Origin of the sequence: Rathayibacter sp. AY1C9, from assembly GCF_002932315.1 — a bacterium.
Lineage (GTDB): Bacteria > Actinomycetota > Actinomycetes > Actinomycetales > Microbacteriaceae > Rathayibacter.
In genome coordinates this window covers 30,743-47,128 of sequence record NZ_PSVZ01000022.1, presented here as the reverse complement: position 1 = coordinate 47,128, position 16,386 = coordinate 30,743, and the positions used below count along the sequence as shown (strand labels likewise).

Below are 16,386 nucleotides of genomic sequence, written 5' to 3'. Positions count from 1 at the left end.
CCGTGGTCGACGCCGTCGTCATCGGGGCGGGGCCCAACGGCCTCGCCGCCGCGGTCACGCTCGCGCGGGCCGGGCTCTCGGTCACCGTGCTCGAGCGCAACGAGACGATCGGCGGCGGCGCGCGCACGGCGGAGCTGACGCTGCCCGGCTTCCACCACGACGTCTGCTCGGCGGTGCACCCGATGGCGCTCGCGTCCGGCTTCTTCCGCGCCTTCGGGCTCGACCGGCGCATCGAGCTGGTCGTCCCCGAGATCTCGTACGCGCATCCTCTCGACGGCGGCCGCGCGGGCATCGCCTACCGCGACCTCGACCGCACGGTCGAGGCGCTGGGGCGCGACGGAGCGGCGTGGCGCGCCCTGATGGGACCTCTCTCCGAGCGGGCCGACCGCGTCGCGGGCTTCACCAACGACGCGCTGCTGCGGATCCCGACGGACCCGAGCGTGCTGATCCGCTTCGGACTGCGGGTGCTCGAGCAGGGCACCCCGGTGTGGAATCTGCGCTTCCGCGAGGACGTCGCCCCGGCGATGTTCTCCGGGGTCGCCGCGCACTCGATCCGCCCGATGCCGAGCCCGTCGACGGCCGCGGCCGCCCTGGCGCTCGGCGCCTACGCCCACGCGCGCGGCTGGCCGGTGCCGATCGGAGGCAGCCAGTCGATCGTCGACGCGCTCGCCGACGACCTCCGGGCGCACGGCGGCACCATCGAGACCGGCGTCGAGGTGACCTCGCTCTCCGAGCTGCCCCCGGCCCGCGCCGTGCTCGTCGACGGCACGCCGACGGCGCTGCTCGCGATGGCGGGGGACCGGCTGCCCCCGGCGTACGCCGCGGCCCTCCAGCGCTTCCGCTACGGCAACGGCGTGGCCAAGGTCGACTTCGCCCTCGACGGGCCGGTGCCGTGGACGAACCCGGAGCTCGCCGGCGCAGGCACGTTGCACGTGGGAGGCAGCCGCGCCGAGATCGCGGCCGCCGAGCGCGACGTGAAGCGCGGCCGGCACAGCCGCAGCCCCTACGTGCTGGTGGCGCAGCCCTCGATCGTCGATCCGACCCGGGCGCCCGAGGGCAAGCACGTCCTCTGGGCGTACACGCACGTCCCCCGGTACTCGCCCGCCGACCAGCAGGAGGCGATCACCGCCCAGATCGAGCGCTTCGCCCCCGGGTTCCGCGACCGCGTGATCGGCGCCTCCTCGATGACCGCCCGCGACATGCAGGCCTACAACCCGAACTACCTGGGCGGCGACATCGCCGCCGGCGCCGCGAGCGTCGCGCAGCTGCTCTCGCGCCCGGTCCCCACGACCGACCCGTGGCGGACGCCCGCGAAGGGGCTCTACCTCTGCTCCTCGTCCACCCCGCCCGGGCCGGGCGTGCACGGCATGGCCGGCTGGCACGCCGCCCGCAGCGCGCTGCGGCACGAGTTCGGGGTGCGCGAGTCGCCCGACCTGTCGCCGGAGGCGCGCCCGGCCTGAGCCGCCGCTGTTGCGCTGCGCCCGTCGCCGCCCCCGGCCTGCCAGGCTGAGGGACGGCGCCGCCACGCGCCCCACCACCACTCGAAGGAGCCCGCGATGTCCCGCACCACCCGCGTCGTCCACTGCCCGCCCGAGTCCGTCTTCGCGGTGCTCGCCTCCGGCTGGCTGTTCCCGAGCTGGGTCGTCGGCGCGTCGCGGATGCGGAAGGTCGACGCCGACTTCCCGCACGTGGGCTCGCAGCTGCACCACTCCTTCGGCCTCTGGCCGCTCGTGATCGACGACCGCACCACGGTCCTCGAGTGGGACCCGCCGCGCCGGATGGTCATCCAGGCCGCCGGCTGGCCGCTCGGCGAGGCCCGGGTGCGCGTCGAGGTCGAGCCGCACGCGCGCGGCGCGAAGGTGCGGATGCACGAGGCGCCCGTGAAGGGCCCGGGCACGCTCGTCCCGAAGCCGCTGATGCACTCGTTCCTCTGGATCCGCAACCGCGAGGCCGTGCGCCGGCTCGCCCACATGGCCGAGGCGGGAGCCGCGGGCCGCACGCTCGCGCCCGCCTCGCTCCCCTCGCCCGCCGACCGCGCCGGGATCGACCGGCCGAAGCACGTCTGGGCGCGCCTGACCGGAGCGATCGGGTCGATCGCGGTCGGAACGCTCGTGGTCCGCGGCGTCCTCGCGGCCGTGCGGCGCGCCCGGAGCTGACGGGCCCGGACCCGACGGCGCCCGGAGTCGGCGGCGCCCCGGAGACGACGGCGCCCGGGTCCGACGCCGCTCGGCTCGGACGCCGCCCGGGTCAGACGATCCGCTCGACCAGCCGCACGTGCTGCACCGCGACGCGCTTCGGCTCGCCCGCGAAGGCGGCGTCGCGCTCGGGCGAGGCCAGGTACGCCCGCTCGACCTCGGCGAACGCGTCGGCGTCGCCGGCCGTGCTGACCGCCCAGACGAACTCGTTCACCTCGCGGTCGGCGTAGGCGAACTCGATCCGGAAGCCGTGGGCCTCGCGCGCCGGCACGATCCGCTCGGGGAACCAGGCGAGGAAGTCGTCCATCACCCCGTCCATCAGCTCGTAGCGTCGGAGTTGGATCGTCCTGGTCTCGGCTGCAGCGCTCATGCTGCGACGGTACCCGCCCGGCGGCCGCGCCGTCGCCGCGCTACGCTCGCCGCCGACAGCCCCACGCCGAGGAGGACAGCACGGACCCCCGCCACCGCTCCCTCGCGCTGCTCGTCGCCGGCTGCTTCTTCATGGAGAACCTCGACGCCACGATCGTGACGACCGCCGCGCCCGCGATCGCCGCCGACCTGGGCGTCGACTCCGCCGCGGTCTCGATCACCGTCACCGCGTTCCTCCTCACCGTCGCCGTCCTCATCCCGGCCTCGGGCTGGCTCAGCGAGCGCTTCGGCGTGCGCCGCGTCTTCACCAGCGCGATCGCCGTCTTCACCCTCGCCTCCCTGCTCTGCGCGCTCAGCCCCACGCTGCCGCTTCTGGTCGGCGCCCGGGTCCTGCAGGGCGTCGGCGGCGCGCTGATGGTGCCGGTCGGCCGGCTCGCGGTGCTGCGGGCGACCCCGCGGGAGGGGATCATCCAGGCCATCGCGATCCTGGTCTGGCCGGGACTGGTCGCCCCGGTGATCGCGCCGTTCCTCGGCGGCCTGCTCACGACCGTCGCCTCCTGGCACTGGATCTTCCTGATCAACCTGCCTCTCGGGGTCGTCGCGTTCGCGATCGCGCGCCGGATCGTCCCCGCCACCGCCGAGAGCGCGCCGCCCCCGCTCGACGTCACGGGGCTGGTGCTCGTCGCGGTCGGGCTGGGCGCGCTGGTCGGAGCCGCGGGGCTCCTCACCGGCTCCGAGCTGGACGGGCGGGCGGTGGCGCCGCTGCTCGTCGGCGCGGTCGTGACGGCGCTCGCCGTGCGGCACCTGCGCCGCGCCGAGCATCCGCTCGTGCGGCTCGACGCCTTCCGCTTCCGCACCTTCCGGGTCGCCAACGCGAGCGGATCGCTCTACCGGGCGACCGTGAACGCGGTGCCGTTCCTGCTCCCGCTGCTGTTCCAGGACGCGTTCGGCTGGAGCCCGGTGCAGGCCGGCTCCGTGGTGCTGGCGCTCTTCGCCGGCAACCTGGCGATCAAGCCGACCACGACTCCGCTGCTGCGGCGCCTCGGCTTCCGCGGGGTGCTGGTCGCGGCGAGCGCGGTCGGGGCGGCGTGCATGGCGGCGATGGCGTTCCTCGAGCCGGCGACTCCGGTGGCGCTCGTGGTGGCGCTGCTGGTGCTGAGCGGAGTGGCCCGCTCGGCGGGCTTCACGGCCTACAACACCGTCACGTTCGCCGAGGTCCCGCAGGAGGGGATGTCGGGCGCCAACACCCTCAACGCCACCACGCAGCAGATCGCGGCCGGCCTCGGAGTCGCGGTGGGCGCGGTGGCGCTCGCCGTCGGCACCGCGATCGGGCCCGGCCTCGTCCCCTACCGCGTCGCCTTCCTCGCCCTCGCGGTGCTGACCCTCGTGCCGCTCGCCGCCGCCGCCCGGCTCCCGCGCGACTCCGGGAGCGCCCTCACCGCCTGACCCGCGCGGGCGTCAGGCGAGGCCGAGCGCGATGCCGTCGAGGATGTCGTGCGCGGTCGAGCGGACCCGGTCGACGCCCGGCGACGCCTCGTGGACCGCGCGGAGGACCTCGCCCCAGACCAGCGCGCCGGCCGCCAGCACGTCCTCGCGCCCCGGGCGCACCCAGGGGAGGGCCGCCGTCCCCTCCGGAGACAGCGCGGCGAGCTCCTCGCAGGCGGCGAGGACCTCGGAGAGGGGGAGGGACGTCTCGAGCGCGGCGTGGTCGGTGCTGCGGAGGACGTGCGCGGTGATCGTGAGCACGGTCGCGGCGACGCCGACGACGCTCCGGGCCTGCGAGAGGTCGACGGAGGAGGCGGCCAGCGCGGCGCCCACGTCCACCCGCATCGCCGCGCGCTCGCCCTCCGTCGGTTCGGCGGCCCGGCGGTGGCGCTCGGTCAGGCGGACGCTGCCGACGTCCATCGAGTGCGCCTGCTCCGGCTCCGCTCCGCCGAGCACGAGCTCGGTCGAGCCGCCGCCGAGGTCGACGACCAGCACGGGCCGGGCGGAGTCGACGGCCGAGACCGCGCCGCGGAAGGAGAGCCGCGCCTCCTCCTCGCCGGAGATCGTCTCCGGGGTGACGCCGAGGATCCGCTCGACGGCGGCGAGGAAGTCCTCGCGGTCGGCCGCGTCGCGGGTGGCCGAGGTGGCGACGAAGCGGAGGCGCTCAGCGCCGGCCTCCTGCGCGGCGGCCGCGTACTCGCGGGTGACGGCGAGGGTCCGCTCGAGCGCGGCCGGGTCGAAGCGGCCGGTGCGGTCGACTCCGCGGCCCAGCCGCACGAGCTCGGTGCGGCGCTGGACGTCGCGGAGGCGGCCGCCCTCCACGTCGGCGATCAGCAGGCGGAGGGAGTTGGTGCCGCAGTCGAGCGCCGCGACGCGCGTGGGGGAGGACATCCGCCCATTCTGCCCGCGCGGCCCGGGCCGGAGGCGGGCGATAGCCTGGGGGAGAGACGAAGGAGCCGCCCGTGCACGAACACCACGTCCGCGTCCACCGCAGCGACGAGGAGCTCCCGCGACACGGGCAGCTCGCCCACGCGCTCGCCGAGGTCGCCGCCGATCCGGTCGAGATCGACGACGAGGTCGCCGAGATGGTGGTCAACCGGGTCATCGACAACGCCGCCGTCGCCACCGCGTCGCTCCTGCGCCGCCCGGTCGTCGCCGCCCGCGCGCAGGCTCTCGCGCACCCCGCCTCCATCGGCGGCCAGGGCTCGGTCGTCCTCGGCGTCGACCCGGCCCGCCGGGTCTCGCCCGAGTGGGCGGCCTGGGCCAACGGAGTCGCCGTGCGCGAGCTCGACTACCACGACACGTTCCTGGCGGCCGAGTACTCGCACCCGGGCGACAACATCCCTCCGCTGATCGCCGTCGCCCAGCACGCGGGCATCGGCGGGGCGCAGCTCGTCCGCGGCATCGTCACCGGCTACGAGGTCCAGGTCGACCTGGTGCGCGCGATCAGCCTGCACCGGCACAAGATCGACCACGTCGCGCATCTCGGCCCCTCGGCCGCGGCCGGGATCGGCACGCTGCTCGGCCTCGACGTCGCGACGATCGAGCAGGCCGTCGCGCAGGCCCTGCACACGACGACCGCCACGCGGCAGTCGCGCAAGGGCGAGATCTCGAGCTGGAAGGCGTACGCGCCGGCCTTCGCGGGGAAGATGGCGATCGAGGCGGTCGACCGGGCTATGCGCGGCGAGACCAGCCCGTCGCCGATCTACGAGGGCGAGGACGGCGTCATCGCCTGGATGCTCGACGGCGCCGACGCGAGCTACGACGTCCCGCTGCCCGACCGCGGCGAGGCCAAGCGCGCGATCCTCGACACGTACACGAAGGAGCACTCGGCCGAGTACCAGGCGCAGGCGCTGATCGACCTCGCCCGCCGCCTGCACCGCACGCACCCCGAGGCCGCCGATCCCGAGCGCGTCGAGCGGATCGTCCTGCACACCTCGCACCACACGCACTTCGTGATCGGCTCGGGCGCGAACGACCCGCAGAAGTACGACCCGGCCGCGTCCCGCGAGACGCTGGACCACTCCGTGCCGTACATCTTCACGGTGGCGCTGCAGGACGGCGCCTGGCACCACGTGCACAGCTACGCCCCCGAGCGGGCCGCCCGCGCCGACACCATCGCGCTCTGGCACCGGGTCACGACGCAGGAGGACGCGGAGTGGACGCGCCGCTACCACTCCACCGATCCGGGCGAGAAGGCGTTCGGCGCCCGCGTCGAGATCCTGATGACGGACGGCACGACGATCGTCGACGAGATCGCGGTGGCGGACGCGCACCCGCTGGGCGCGCACCCGTTCAGCCGAGAGCAGTACGTGTCGAAGTTCCGCACGCTCGCCGCCGACGTGCTCGAGGAGTCCGAGATCGAGCGCTTCCTCGACCTCGCGCAGCGCCTGCCCGAGCTGACCCCGGAGGAGGTCGGCCGCCTCAGCGTGATCGCCGCCCCCGGCGTCCTCGCCTCGATCGAGCCCCCGCGCGGCCTGTTCTGATCCCTCCGCGGGAGCGTCGTCCGCACGCACGGTGACGCGCGCACGGACGGCCTCCCGCGGCGGGGAGCGCCGTCGTCAGGCGGTCTGCTCGGCGACCCAGTCCTGGATCTCGGCGATGAAGCGCCGGCGCGAGAAGACCCGGGTGCGAGCCCGGAAGGAGTCGACGTCGAGCGCGAGCGCACGGCGCAGCAGGTCGCTCCAGTCGGGATCGCCCTCGAGGTCGGCGATGACGCCCCCGCCGGCGAGGGACACGCTCTCGCGCACTCCGCCGATGTCGGTCCCGATGACCGGCGTCCCGCAGGCCATCGCCTCGACGGGCATGATCCCGAAGTCCTCGACCGCGGGGAAGACGTACACGAGCGCCTGCGCGTAGAGCGCGCGGATCAGCTGGTCGGAGGGCGAGATGACGAAGGTCACGTCGGCCCGGATCTCCTCGGCGTAGGCGCGGAGCCGCGCCTCCCAGGGGCCGTGCCCGGCGATGACGACCGGGAGCCCGGTGCGGGCTCCGGCGTCCATGACCTTCTCGAGGCGCTTGTAGGGGACGAACCGCGAGGCGCCCAGGATGAACGGCCGCGCGAGCGAGTCGAGGAGGCGCAGCTCGTCGTCGTCGAGCGGGGAGCGCCAGTCGGTGATCGTCGAGAGCAGCTCGGTGTTCACGGGCGGGTAGATGACCCGCGACGGCTGGTGCCACGCGTCGCGCACCCGCTGCCCGGTGAAGAGGCTGTTCACGGCGATGGAGGAGGCCTCGGCGGCGCGGAGGCGGTCGATCGGCTTGAGGAGCAGGCTCGCGGTGCGGGCGGCGAGGCTGCTGCCGCGGCCGTCGCGGTCGGGCTCCCAGATGTAGCGGGCCGGGGTGTGCGCGTAGACGAGCTTGCGGGTCGGTCCGCTGGTGCGGACGTGGTGGGCGAAGAGGTGCGAGCTGACCAGCACCCACTCGCGGGAGGCGCCGACCGGGAGCCGCCACGTGGGCAGCATCGCCGGCAGGGCGAGGACCTTGTGGCGGCGCAGCGGCGTGCGCGCCAGCCAGGACTCCGAGACGGGCCTGCCGACGACCTCGGCGCAGTCGCTCCAGAGGACGCGGACGTCGGCGTCGGCGAAGGCCTCGGTCATCGCCTCGAGCACGCGCTCGGCGCCTCCGCGGCGCTCGACCCACTCGTGCACGATCAGGCCGGGACCGACCGGGGGGACGGATCGGGAACGGGTGGTCGCGTCGATGACGGCAGTGATGATGGGCCCCTTCCCCCGGGCGTGCGGTGAGGATCGGGCGGCCATCCGGAGACGGGAGCGGCTCCGAATGCTTATCCGTCGTCGGTGACCGATCAGCAGTGCAGTAGAAGCTAACCGGCTCGTGGAGAAGGAATCGAAAGGCGAGTACGAGTCGTCGCAGAACGACGGGGAAAGGAGAGTCCGATAATCCGGATAAGCCGCGAGTGGAATGGCGAGGATCGTCTGGAGTTCGTCGCGGAGGTGCTATTCCCTCGGAGATCACAACGATGGAGGAGAGTCGCGGAGAAGAAGAAGTCACTCTTTCAGTGACGCCGTGCCGGAAGGATCAGGAGACGCCGATGCGCTGCAGGGTCTGCCACCGCCACTGGTCGCGGACGCCCTCGCGGACGGTGCGCACCGCCCGCCAGCCCAGCTCCCGCTCGGCGCGTGCCGGGTCGGCCCAGCTCGCGGCGAGGTCGCCCGGCCGACGCTCCACGACCCGCCACCGGACCGTCTCCCCGCTCGCCCGCTCGACCTCGTCGATCAGCTCGAGGACGCTCGTCGGCGAGCCCGTGCCGAGGTTGTAGACGCGGTGCCCGGGCCGCGCGCGCTCGAGCGCCGCGACGTGCCCGGCCGCGAGATCGCAGACGTGGATGTAGTCGCGCAGCCCCGTGCCGTCGGGGGTCGGGTAGTCGTCGCCGAGGACGTCGACGCACCGGGAGGGGTCGCCCGCGGCCCGCGTCAGCACGGGCAGGAGGCTCCCCGGCGCCGTGGCCGGATCCTCGCCGATCCGCCCCGACGGGTGCGCGCCGATGGGATTGAAGTAGCGGAGGCTGACCCCGCGCAGGAGGGGATCTGCGCGCGCGGCGTCGCCGAGGATCTCCTCGATGACGCGCTTGGTCGCGCCGTAGGGGCTCGCCGCGCTCAGCCCGGCGGGGGAGTCCTCCCCGACCGGCATCGCGCCGCCCGGGCTGTAGACGGCCGCCGAGCTCGAGAACACGACGGTGCGGATCCCCGCCTCCGCTGCGACCGAGAACGCCGCGGTGGCGAGCCCGACGTTGACCGTCCAGTACTCGAGGGGCCGCCGCACCGAGTCGCCGACCGACTTGAGCCCGGCGAGCAGGACCAGGGCGTCGACCGGTCCGTGGGCGGCGAGGAAGCGGGTCAGCGCGGCCGTGTCGCGCGCGTCGGCGATCAGGCGGGGGACCACTGAGCCGGTCAGCTCCTCCACCGCGTCGAAGGTCCGCTCGCTCGCGTGCGAGAGGTCGTCCACGACCAGCACCTCGTGGCCGCTCTCGAGGAGCGCGACGGCGGTGTGGCTCCCGATGTAGCCCGCTCCGCCCACCAGAAGGACTCGCATGCGGGGGAGCCTAGATCGGCTCCCGCACGGCGTCGGCGCCGCTGCCGGGCCCGCGGATCCGTCGATCCGCGCCGCCATCACCCGTGCGCGGGACGCCCTCTGCCGCGGTCGTAGCCCGCGATCGCTGCGGACTCGACGGCGAGCGCGACCAGCTTCTCGCCGACCGGGCGGGGCACCACTCCGAGCGCGGCGTCCGCGAATCCCGCGACCAGTGCCGTCCGCCGCTCGCTCCCGTCGCGGGCCAGGAGGCGCACGGCTGCGTCCCACGCGCCGGCTGCGGGCACCGCCTCCCGCACCTGCTCGGGGTGCAGCCGCTCGAAGGTGCGGCGGGCCGCCCCCGAGAGGAACGCGCGCCGGCTGCGGACCGCCGCCGAGACGGAGGCGCCGTGGTGCAGGGCCTCGGCGCCGGACTCGATCCGCACCGGCACTCCCAGGCGGTGCAGCCGGTAGCCCCAGTCGACGTCCTCCCAGCCGTACTCGCGGTAGTCGGTGCTGTAGCCGCCGACCCGGTCGTAGGTCGCCCGCGTCACCGAGACGTTGCCGCCCCAGTAGCGCCAGGAGGCGTCGGGGCCCGCCGCGTAGGCGCCGCGGCGGAAGCGCTCGCCGGCGGGCCGGCCGTAGGCGCGGGAGTAGGCGGTGCCCGGGTCGACGTCGGGGCAGAGGCCGACGACGCCGGCGACCGCGTCCCGATGGGCCCCGACGTGCGCGGCGGCCCAGCCCGGGCCGGGCTCGAGGTCGTCGTCGCAGCGGATCAGCACGTCGCCCCGCGCGGCGTCGAAGCCGGCGGTGAGCGCGGCGGAGCGCCCCCGGTTCTCGGGGAGCACGACGCGGCGCACGGGCACGGGGGAGGCGTCGAGGGCGCGCTCGCTGGCATCGACGACGCCGTCGAGGACCACGACCACGTCGAGGTCGCGGTGGGTCTGAGCCGCGAGGGCGGCGAGGAGGCGGGGCAGGCGCGCCGCACCCGCGTAGCTGGGGACGACGACGCTCGCGACGCTCATCGTGGCTCCTCGCCGCGCGGGCTGCTCTCGACCAGGAGCAGCTCCTCCAGCCCGCTCAGCACGCGCGCCAGGTCGTCGGCGATGGCGCCGGGATCGGTGGAGTGAAGGCGGGCGAGCCGGTCGGCCAGGCCGGAGAAGTCCTGCGGCTCGTCGTCGAGCGCCCGCCAAATCGCGGCCACGCTCTCGCGCAGCGCGTAGGGGCTGCCCATCGGGGAGACGTCCAGCGGGAGCACCAGGACGCGCCCGTTCAGATCGACGGAGGCCGTGTCCGGGCGGCGCCGCCAGAGAAGGAGCCGGGGGTCCTCTGCCATCTTCTCCGCGTCCTCTCCGCTGATCGACGCCACTGCGAGTAGAAATCCGCCAGCGCCTCTTATCGCGACGCCTCTCTCGCTATGTTTGCCGCCGACGCGCCAAGGGGTGTACGTCGAGCGACAGCACCGGAGGGCCGCCAATGTCGGAGTCTAATCCGCTCGCATCCAGCGATATCAGCGATAAGAGCGAGAAGAAGAGCGCGAATTCCGCGGGCGTCTTCGCACGGCGGACGGTCGTGGCCGGAGCGGTCTGGTCGGTGCCCGCGGTGATGCTGGCGCAGTCCGCCTCCGCTGTCTCGATCAGCTGCTTCCCGGTGGGGACGGTCTTCCAGGCGGTCGCCCGCGGACGCCTCCTCAGCGGCTTCCTCGGCGGCGTGAACCTCGACACCGTCGCCGGTGTCGCGGGCGTGACGGCGATCGCTCCCGACCAGGGCAATCCGGCCGTCGTGACCGGCGGCGTCAACGCCACGGTGCTGAACGCGATCAACGTGAACGCGACCGGGCTGACCGGCACGCTCTCCTCCCTCCTCACGCTGGCGGCTCCCGCCACCGTCGGCACCCTCAACCAGTACGCGTCGGCGAACACGAACGGCACCGTCCGCGGCGCCTCCGGCGCGATCACGGACGCGGGCCAGCTGGCGCTCGACTCGACGGCGGGGAGCTTCCCCGACTTCGGGACGGTGAACCTCCGGGCGATCCTCGCGGCGTCCGGCGGCGCGGGAGTGGCCGCTCTGCTCACCAACGTGACGGACCTGACCCTGCGGATCGGCGCCCTGACCGGTCGCGCGTCCCTCCAGTCGGCCTGCGTGCCCGGGTCGGACAACCTGCAGCGCGACTACCAGGTCGGCCGCCTGGACCTGGTGCTGAGCTCGCCCACCCTGAGCGCGATCACGAGCGCGCTCACCCTTCTGCTCACGAACGCCGTCAACCTGTCGGTGCCCGGGGTCCTCTCGGTGACGGTCGACGGAGCGGCGCTCCTGACGGGAAGCCTGCCGGGCGGCACGCAGCCGATCCAGGCGCAGCTGTCGGCGAGCCCCGCGACCATCACGGTCGATCTCTTCTCGCTGCTCGGCGGAGCGCCGGGCCAGGGGGCGACGTCGCCCTACGTCAACGGCCTCCCGCCGAACTCGACCCTCTTCGTCGACAACGCCCTGCAGGTGCCGGGCACGGCGGTGGGGAACTTCACCGCCGCGCTCCTCACCTCTCTGACGACCCGCATCGGGAACGTCATCAGCGTGAACGGGACGCCTCTCGTCAACGCCGGGGCCGCCGGAGCCGGAGTGCGCCTGCTGGTGAACACTCTGCTGACGGCGACTCTCCCGCCGCTGCTCACGACGCTGCAGAACGCGGTCCTCACCCCGGTCTTCACCGCCCTGCGGGACGTCATCCAGATCGACGTCAACGCGCAGAACCGCTCCACCAACCCGACCGGGCCGGCCGCCCTCGAGGCGCTCCCCGTCGGCCGCTACGACGTCGCGGCGCTCTACGTCCGCGCGGTGGGGCTCGTGAACCTGCTCGACCTGTTCATCGCCCGCGGCTCCGTCGGGCCGAACGTCCGCACGGGCTAGCCGCGCGCTCGGCGCCGTCAGGCGCCGCGGACCACGAGGCCGTGCTCGACCATCGCGTCGAGCACGGCCTCGACGTGCGCCCGGGGGGCGCCCGCGGGCGGGGCGCCGTGCTCGGCGACGACGGCCCCGGTCAGCGCGTCGACCGTCGCGGGCGTTCTGAGAGCACGCCACAGCACCGGGCCGATCCCGGTCAGCGTCTCGACCCGCTCGTCGAGGAGGCAGCTGACCACTCCGTCGCGCTCGACCCACTCGACGCCGGCGGCGCGCGCGAGCAGGCCCGGGCCGGGCGCCGCCGGATCGGCCTCGGGTGCATCGGCGACGACCGGTGACGGCTCCCCGATCCGCTCGAGGAGGGGCAGCACCGTCTCCGCCTCGCGGTAGCGGAGCACCCGCGCCCCGCCGACGGAATCGAGCAGCCCGGCGAGGTGGTGCAGCGCCGCGGGCAGCCGTGCGAAGTGGCTCAGCTCGGGCAGCAGCACCGAGAGCGCCTCGTCGAAGGCGATCGGCTCGAGCCGGGGCTCCGCCGGGCCGGACGGGTCGCGGGCGATCAGGAGCAGGGCGGCCAGGCGCAGCGGAGCGTCCGGCAGCGGCTGCAGGCCCATCGCGGCGGGGGAGCGGTGCCGCTTCCAGTCGCCGCCGTCGAGGAGGGCGACGGGCTTCCGGAACGGCAGCACCCGCCCGTCGCGGCGGACGGCGAGCGTCTCGTCGGTCACGTACCCGTACCGCCGAGCGGCGAGGCTCACGAGGGTCGACTTCCCGGCACCGGGCCGGCCGACGAACGCGACGACCCGGCCGTCGGGCAGGGCGACCGCGGAGGCGTGCACGCTGAGCAGCCGGCCCTCGCAGGCGTCGGCCGCCGCGAGGGTGAGCGCGGCGCCGATGTGCTCGGCGAGGGCGTCCTCGGTCGGCTGCGCGATCACTCCGGGCTCCCCGACCGGCTCGGTCAGCGACACCCGGTACTCGGAGCCCGGGCGATCGGCGTCGTCGTCCACGTCGTTCCACGACTCCTCCACCTCCGCCACGAAGCGGTCGGGGACGGTGTCGTCGAAGGTGAAGCGCACGCCGAGCCCGAAGGGGGCGCGGATCAGTCGGCGGGTCATGTCAGGTCCTGTCCGCCCGTCGGAGGTGGTCCCACGCGAGCGGAGCCGTGCGGGCGCCGCGGCGCAGCCGCCGCCACCAGCCGGCCGCCACGTCGATCCGGCGCGGGCCGATGGCGGGGTCGGCGGCGCGCAGGGCGTGGGGAGCGGGGAAGACGGCGCGGGCGAGGAGCAGCGGCCGCTGCCGCCAGCCGGCCGCGCGCACGGCCTGCACCCACCCCGCGGAGGCGTGGGGCGAGCTCGCGTTGATCCGCCACGCCCGCAGCTCGGCCGCGGGCACCTCCCCGGCGCGCGCGCGGATGCCGAGCGCGTCGAGGAAGGGCTGCGCGGTCTGGACGGCGCCGAGCTCCTCCGCAGCCGCCCGGAGCGGAGCGTGCAGCTCCGCGCGGGCGGCCACCGCCTCGACGAGCAGGTCGTAGTCGGAGGGCCGCGTGAGGCGCGGGTCGGTGATCTGCCAGGCGTCGCGGAGCGCGTGCAGCGCCAGCACGAGTGCCGAGTCGGCGACGCTGGCGGTCGCGACCGGACGGCCGGCCAGCTCCACGATCCGGTGCCGGCTCCACAGCGCCTCGAAGGCGTCGCGCGGCGGCACGAGGAATCCCGGCCACCGCCAGTGCACGTCGATGTCGACCGGCCACGCGGCGTGCCGGTAGGAGCGCGAGTGCTTGGCCGCGAGCGTCGGTCCGTCCGGCCAGGGCCGCTCGGTCCAGCCGTCGGCGGCCAGGAGGGCCAGGATCCGGGGCAGGTCGTCGGGGGCGACCAGCAGGTCGACGTCGCCGGAGGCGCGGGGCGGCCGGAGCCGGTCGGCGGCGGCGGTCGGTCCCTTGAGCACGAGTGCGCGCAGGCCCGCCGCGTCGGCCCGCCGGTGGACGAACGCCGACACCAGCGGCACGGCCTCGTCGGCCCAGAGAACGCCCACGAGCTCCATCCGGTCAGTATTCCAGCGCTCCTGCGGCCCGCGGAGCCCGGCCGGGGGCGGTGGAGCGGAGCGCTCGTCTCGGTGAGGATGGGCCCGCGGGCCGCGGGGGCGCCGCACGGAGGCGGGCGGGGCGGCGGATGATCCACGGGGGAGCGGGCGGCGCCGGGCGGCCTCCGGTGGCGCTCGCGACCAACAACGGCGACATCGGCGGCGGCGAGGTGATGCTGCTGAGCATCGCGGAGGCGCTCGAGGCGCTCGAGGTCCCGGTCGTGGTCGTCGGCCCCTCGGAGCCGCGTGCGCTCGTCGTCGCCGCCCTCGCCGCCGGCCACCGGGTCGTCGAGCTCGAGGCCACGGGCAGACCCGCCTGGATGCGCGCGCTGCGGCGCTGGGACGCCTCCTCCCGCGAGGGCGTGCTGTGGTGCAACGGGCTGGTGCCGGCCGTCGCGACCGCAGGGCGTCCGCGGCGGATCGTGCATCTGCACCAGCGCCCGTCCGGCCTGCAGCGGCTGCTCGCGCCCGTGGCTCGCCGCGGCGCGCTGGCGACCCTCGTCCCCTCCCGCTACCTGGCGGGGGTCGTCCCCGGGTCGACCGTGCTGCCGAACTGGAGCCGCCGCGTCGACCTGCCGGAGGCGCGGCCGCGGGAGGACGGGACGACCGTCCTCGGCTTCCTCGGGCGTCCCTCGCTCGCGAAGGGGGTGCGGGTCCTCACCGAGGCGCTGGCGCTGCTGGAGGCCGGGGAACCGGGCGCGTATCGCCTGGTGCTGGCGGGCGAGCCCCGGTTCGTGGCGGAGCGGGAGCGTCGCGAGGTGGAGGCGGCCCTCGCTCCGGTCGCCGCTCTGGTGGACCGGCCGGGGTGGATCGAGCCCGGCGACCTCTTCTCGCGGATCGACCTCCTGGTGGTGCCGTCGGTGCAGCCGGAGTCGTTCGGCCTGGTCGTGACGGAGGCGATGTCGGCCGGCGTCCCCGTGGTGGTGAGCGATAGCGGTGCGCTCCCCGAGGTCGTCGGCCCGTCGATCGACGCCACGTTCCGAGCCGGGGATCCGCGGGCTCTGGCCGAGCTGATCAGAGCCCGGAAGAAGAGAGGACTATCGGAGTCGCGGGAGAGGGATCGTGCCCGCTGGAACGATTCCTACTCCCCGTCCTCCGGGAAGTCGGCTATCGACGGACTTCTGGCGCGGATGGCCCTCTCCGATGATTCCTGATCCTCCCGCCAGGAGACCGATCCGCTTTCCGGGGAATGCCGCGGGGAGCCTCTCCTCCTCCCTCGGGAAAGGACGACGATGACCCGCGAACCGGAAGTCCTCAGAGTGCTCGGACTGTTCCTCAAGCACTCGACACTGCGCCTGGCTCCGGGCGAGCCCTTCGCCCGCGGGAGGCTGCCGTACCGGGCCGACCTCCTCCGGGACGACTCGACGCGGCTCCTCGTCCCCGGTCACGCGTCTCGGCCCGCGCACGTGAAGCTCCGCGACGTCGTGGAGCACCGCACGGGGCTGAACGTGGACACGCAGCTGCGCGCGCTCCGGGCGGTCCGCTCGGCCGACGCGGTGCTCTGCGTGCTCGAGCCGGAGGCGGGCCTCCCCGCCCTGCTCCGGCGCGCGCGGCTCGGGCCGTACGGCCGCACGCCGCTCGTGGTCCTCTCCTGCTGGTGGGCGGAGGAGCTGCTCACCGGCTCGCCGGAGCGGCGCCGACAGGTGGTCCGGCTGCTCCAGGGCGTGGACCGGCTCGTCGTGCTCAGCGAGAACCAGCGCGAGGTCTTCGCCCGGCACGGCGTCGACGAGCGGCGGATCGCACCGGTCCTCTTCGGGGTCGACTCCGACTACTACCGGCCCGTTCCTCCGCGTCCGAAGCGGTTCGAGGTGCTCGCCGTCGGGGTCGACCGCGGGCGCGACTTCGACTCGCTGGTCGCCGCCGCCGAGCGCCTGCCGCACCGGCGGTTCGACATCGTGACCACTCCTGCGCGGCGGCCGTCCCGGGCGCTGCCGGCCAACGTCGTCCTGCACGATCCCGTCCCGGTCGATCGGCACCGCGACAACCTGCGCGACGCCGAGCTCGTCGTCGTCACCAGCCACGACCTCGCCTACCCGACGGGCCAGAGCGTCCTGCTGGAGGCCTCCGGCTGCGGGACCTGCACGGCGGTCACCGCGAGCGCCGCGATGACCGGCTACGTCCGCGACGGCGAGACGTCCTTCGCGCTGCCCCTGCACGACCCGGCGGGGATCGCGGCGGTGCTGGAGGCGGTGCTGAGCGACGACGGGAAGAGGGCCGAGGTCGCCAGCGCGGGCCGGGAGCGGGTGCTGGCCGAGCTGAACGCGCGGCACATGTGGGCGGGCGTCCGCGCGGTACTCCGCGACGCGGTCCGCGAGCGCGGCCGCGCCTGAGCGGCGGTCGGCCG

At 75.0% G+C, this 16,386-nt stretch carries 15 protein-coding genes; 7 read left to right on the top strand and 8 right to left on the bottom strand.

Features of this window, described 5'->3' with window-relative positions:
* The first annotated feature begins 2 nt into the window (after positions 1 to 2).
* Both C5D09_RS13755 and C5D09_RS13750 read left to right on the top strand, forming a co-directional pair.
* Entirely contained in the window at positions 3 to 1,460 is a 1,458-nt protein-coding gene (locus tag C5D09_RS13755) for a phytoene desaturase family protein (RefSeq protein WP_374953736.1), read from the top strand.
* A gap of 96 nt (positions 1,461 to 1,556) precedes the next feature.
* Positions 1,557 to 2,156 carry an SRPBCC domain-containing protein gene (locus tag C5D09_RS13750; RefSeq protein ID WP_104233566.1) on the top strand — a complete coding sequence of 200 codons (600 nt, stop codon included), beginning with the start codon at positions 1,557 to 1,559 and terminating at the stop codon, positions 2,154 to 2,156.
* 91 nt (positions 2,157 to 2,247) lie between these two features.
* Here the strand turns inward: C5D09_RS13750 and C5D09_RS13745 are convergent, their stop codons facing one another.
* Positions 2,248 to 2,565 (bottom strand): NIPSNAP family protein, encoded by a 318-nt coding sequence (locus tag C5D09_RS13745; protein WP_104224531.1) that lies wholly within the window; start codon positions 2,563 to 2,565, stop codon positions 2,248 to 2,250.
* Positions 2,566 to 2,696: 131 nt separating this feature from the next.
* Between C5D09_RS13745 and C5D09_RS13740 the strand changes: the two genes are divergently transcribed.
* The gene (locus tag C5D09_RS13740) at positions 2,697 to 4,010 is read left to right on the top strand and encodes an MFS transporter (RefSeq protein WP_104269541.1); all 1,314 of its coding nucleotides are present in this window, start codon (positions 2,697 to 2,699) and stop codon (positions 4,008 to 4,010) included.
* 12 nt (positions 4,011 to 4,022) lie between these two features.
* On the opposite strand, the gene C5D09_RS13735 is transcribed toward C5D09_RS13740, so the two are convergent.
* Positions 4,023 to 4,940 carry an exopolyphosphatase gene (locus C5D09_RS13735; protein ID WP_104269540.1) on the bottom strand — a complete coding sequence of 306 codons (918 nt, stop codon included), beginning with the start codon at positions 4,938 to 4,940 and terminating at the stop codon, positions 4,023 to 4,025.
* A 71-nt stretch (positions 4,941 to 5,011) separates the two neighbouring features.
* Between C5D09_RS13735 and C5D09_RS13730 the strand changes: the two genes are divergently transcribed.
* Positions 5,012 to 6,535, top strand: coding sequence for an MmgE/PrpD family protein (locus tag C5D09_RS13730; RefSeq protein WP_104251037.1), 1,524 nt, complete (start codon positions 5,012 to 5,014; stop codon positions 6,533 to 6,535).
* Between the two features lie 75 nt (positions 6,536 to 6,610).
* Here C5D09_RS13730 and C5D09_RS13725 read toward each other — a convergent pair whose 3' ends face one another.
* The 4 genes from C5D09_RS13725 to C5D09_RS13710 all read right to left on the bottom strand — a co-directional run bounded on the left by C5D09_RS13725 (position 6,611) and on the right by C5D09_RS13710 (position 10,413).
* A complete protein-coding gene (locus C5D09_RS13725) occupies positions 6,611 to 7,807 on the bottom strand; it encodes a glycosyltransferase (RefSeq protein ID WP_104269539.1) in 1,197 nt (398 codons plus the stop codon).
* 280 nt (positions 7,808 to 8,087) lie between these two features.
* Entirely contained in the window at positions 8,088 to 9,101 is a 1,014-nt protein-coding gene (gene galE / locus C5D09_RS13720; protein WP_104269538.1) for a UDP-glucose 4-epimerase GalE, read from the bottom strand.
* A gap of 77 nt (positions 9,102 to 9,178) precedes the next feature.
* The gene (locus tag C5D09_RS13715) at positions 9,179 to 10,102 is read right to left on the bottom strand and encodes a glycosyltransferase family 2 protein (RefSeq protein WP_104269537.1); all 924 of its coding nucleotides are present in this window, start codon (positions 10,100 to 10,102) and stop codon (positions 9,179 to 9,181) included.
* The gene (locus C5D09_RS13710; protein WP_146085641.1) at positions 10,099 to 10,413 is read right to left on the bottom strand and encodes a PqqD family peptide modification chaperone; all 315 of its coding nucleotides are present in this window, start codon (positions 10,411 to 10,413) and stop codon (positions 10,099 to 10,101) included. The genes C5D09_RS13715 and C5D09_RS13710 overlap by 4 nt, the downstream gene beginning before the upstream one ends.
* 140 nt (positions 10,414 to 10,553) lie before the next feature.
* Here C5D09_RS13710 and C5D09_RS13705 point away from each other — a divergent pair, with 140 nt between their 5' ends.
* Positions 10,554 to 11,981, top strand: coding sequence for a choice-of-anchor G family protein (locus C5D09_RS13705; protein ID WP_146085640.1), 1,428 nt, complete (start codon positions 10,554 to 10,556; stop codon positions 11,979 to 11,981).
* Positions 11,982 to 11,998: 17 nt separating this feature from the next.
* On the opposite strand, the gene C5D09_RS13700 is transcribed toward C5D09_RS13705, so the two are convergent.
* Both C5D09_RS13700 and C5D09_RS13695 read right to left on the bottom strand, forming a co-directional pair.
* Positions 11,999 to 13,081 (bottom strand): PqqD family protein, encoded by a 1,083-nt coding sequence (locus tag C5D09_RS13700; protein WP_104269534.1) that lies wholly within the window; start codon positions 13,079 to 13,081, stop codon positions 11,999 to 12,001.
* A 1-nt stretch (position 13,082) separates the two neighbouring features.
* A complete protein-coding gene (locus tag C5D09_RS13695; RefSeq protein ID WP_104269533.1) occupies positions 13,083 to 14,003 on the bottom strand; it encodes a nucleotidyltransferase family protein in 921 nt (306 codons plus the stop codon).
* 128 nt (positions 14,004 to 14,131) lie between these two features.
* Between C5D09_RS13695 and C5D09_RS13690 the strand changes: the two genes are divergently transcribed.
* Positions 14,132 to 15,196 carry a glycosyltransferase family 4 protein gene (locus tag C5D09_RS13690; protein ID WP_104247944.1) on the top strand — a complete coding sequence of 355 codons (1,065 nt, stop codon included), beginning with the start codon at positions 14,132 to 14,134 and terminating at the stop codon, positions 15,194 to 15,196.
* Positions 15,197 to 15,274: 78 nt separating this feature from the next.
* Entirely contained in the window at positions 15,275 to 16,372 is a 1,098-nt protein-coding gene (locus tag C5D09_RS13685; protein ID WP_104247945.1) for a glycosyltransferase family 4 protein, read from the top strand.
* The last annotated feature ends 14 nt before the right edge of the window (positions 16,373 to 16,386 follow it).

Excerpts from the sequence above, each read along its gene's own strand:
- C5D09_RS13750 (WP_104233566.1), top strand. The coding sequence starts at position 1,557 with ATGTCCCGCACCACCCGCGTCGTCCACTGCCCGCCCGAGTCCGTCTTC.
- C5D09_RS13745 (WP_104224531.1), bottom strand. The coding sequence starts at position 2,565 with ATGAGCGCTGCAGCCGAGACCAGGACGATCCAACTCCGACGCTACGAG.
- C5D09_RS13740 (WP_104269541.1), top strand. The coding sequence starts at position 2,697 with ATGGAGAACCTCGACGCCACGATCGTGACGACCGCCGCGCCCGCGATC.
- C5D09_RS13735 (WP_104269540.1), bottom strand. The coding sequence starts at position 4,940 with ATGTCCTCCCCCACGCGCGTCGCGGCGCTCGACTGCGGCACCAACTCC.
- C5D09_RS13725 (WP_104269539.1), bottom strand. The coding sequence starts at position 7,807 with ATGGCCGCCCGATCCTCACCGCACGCCCGGGGGAAGGGGCCCATCATC.
- galE (WP_104269538.1), bottom strand. The coding sequence starts at position 9,101 with ATGCGAGTCCTTCTGGTGGGCGGAGCGGGCTACATCGGGAGCCACACC.
- C5D09_RS13715 (WP_104269537.1), bottom strand. The coding sequence starts at position 10,102 with ATGAGCGTCGCGAGCGTCGTCGTCCCCAGCTACGCGGGTGCGGCGCGC.
- C5D09_RS13710 (WP_146085641.1), bottom strand. The coding sequence starts at position 10,413 with ATGGCAGAGGACCCCCGGCTCCTTCTCTGGCGGCGCCGCCCGGACACG.
- C5D09_RS13705 (WP_146085640.1), top strand. The coding sequence starts at position 10,554 with ATGTCGGAGTCTAATCCGCTCGCATCCAGCGATATCAGCGATAAGAGC.
- C5D09_RS13700 (WP_104269534.1), bottom strand. The coding sequence starts at position 13,081 with ATGACCCGCCGACTGATCCGCGCCCCCTTCGGGCTCGGCGTGCGCTTC.
- C5D09_RS13695 (WP_104269533.1), bottom strand. The coding sequence starts at position 14,003 with ATGGAGCTCGTGGGCGTTCTCTGGGCCGACGAGGCCGTGCCGCTGGTG.
- C5D09_RS13690 (WP_104247944.1), top strand. The coding sequence starts at position 14,132 with ATGATCCACGGGGGAGCGGGCGGCGCCGGGCGGCCTCCGGTGGCGCTC.
- C5D09_RS13685 (WP_104247945.1), top strand. The coding sequence starts at position 15,275 with ATGACCCGCGAACCGGAAGTCCTCAGAGTGCTCGGACTGTTCCTCAAG.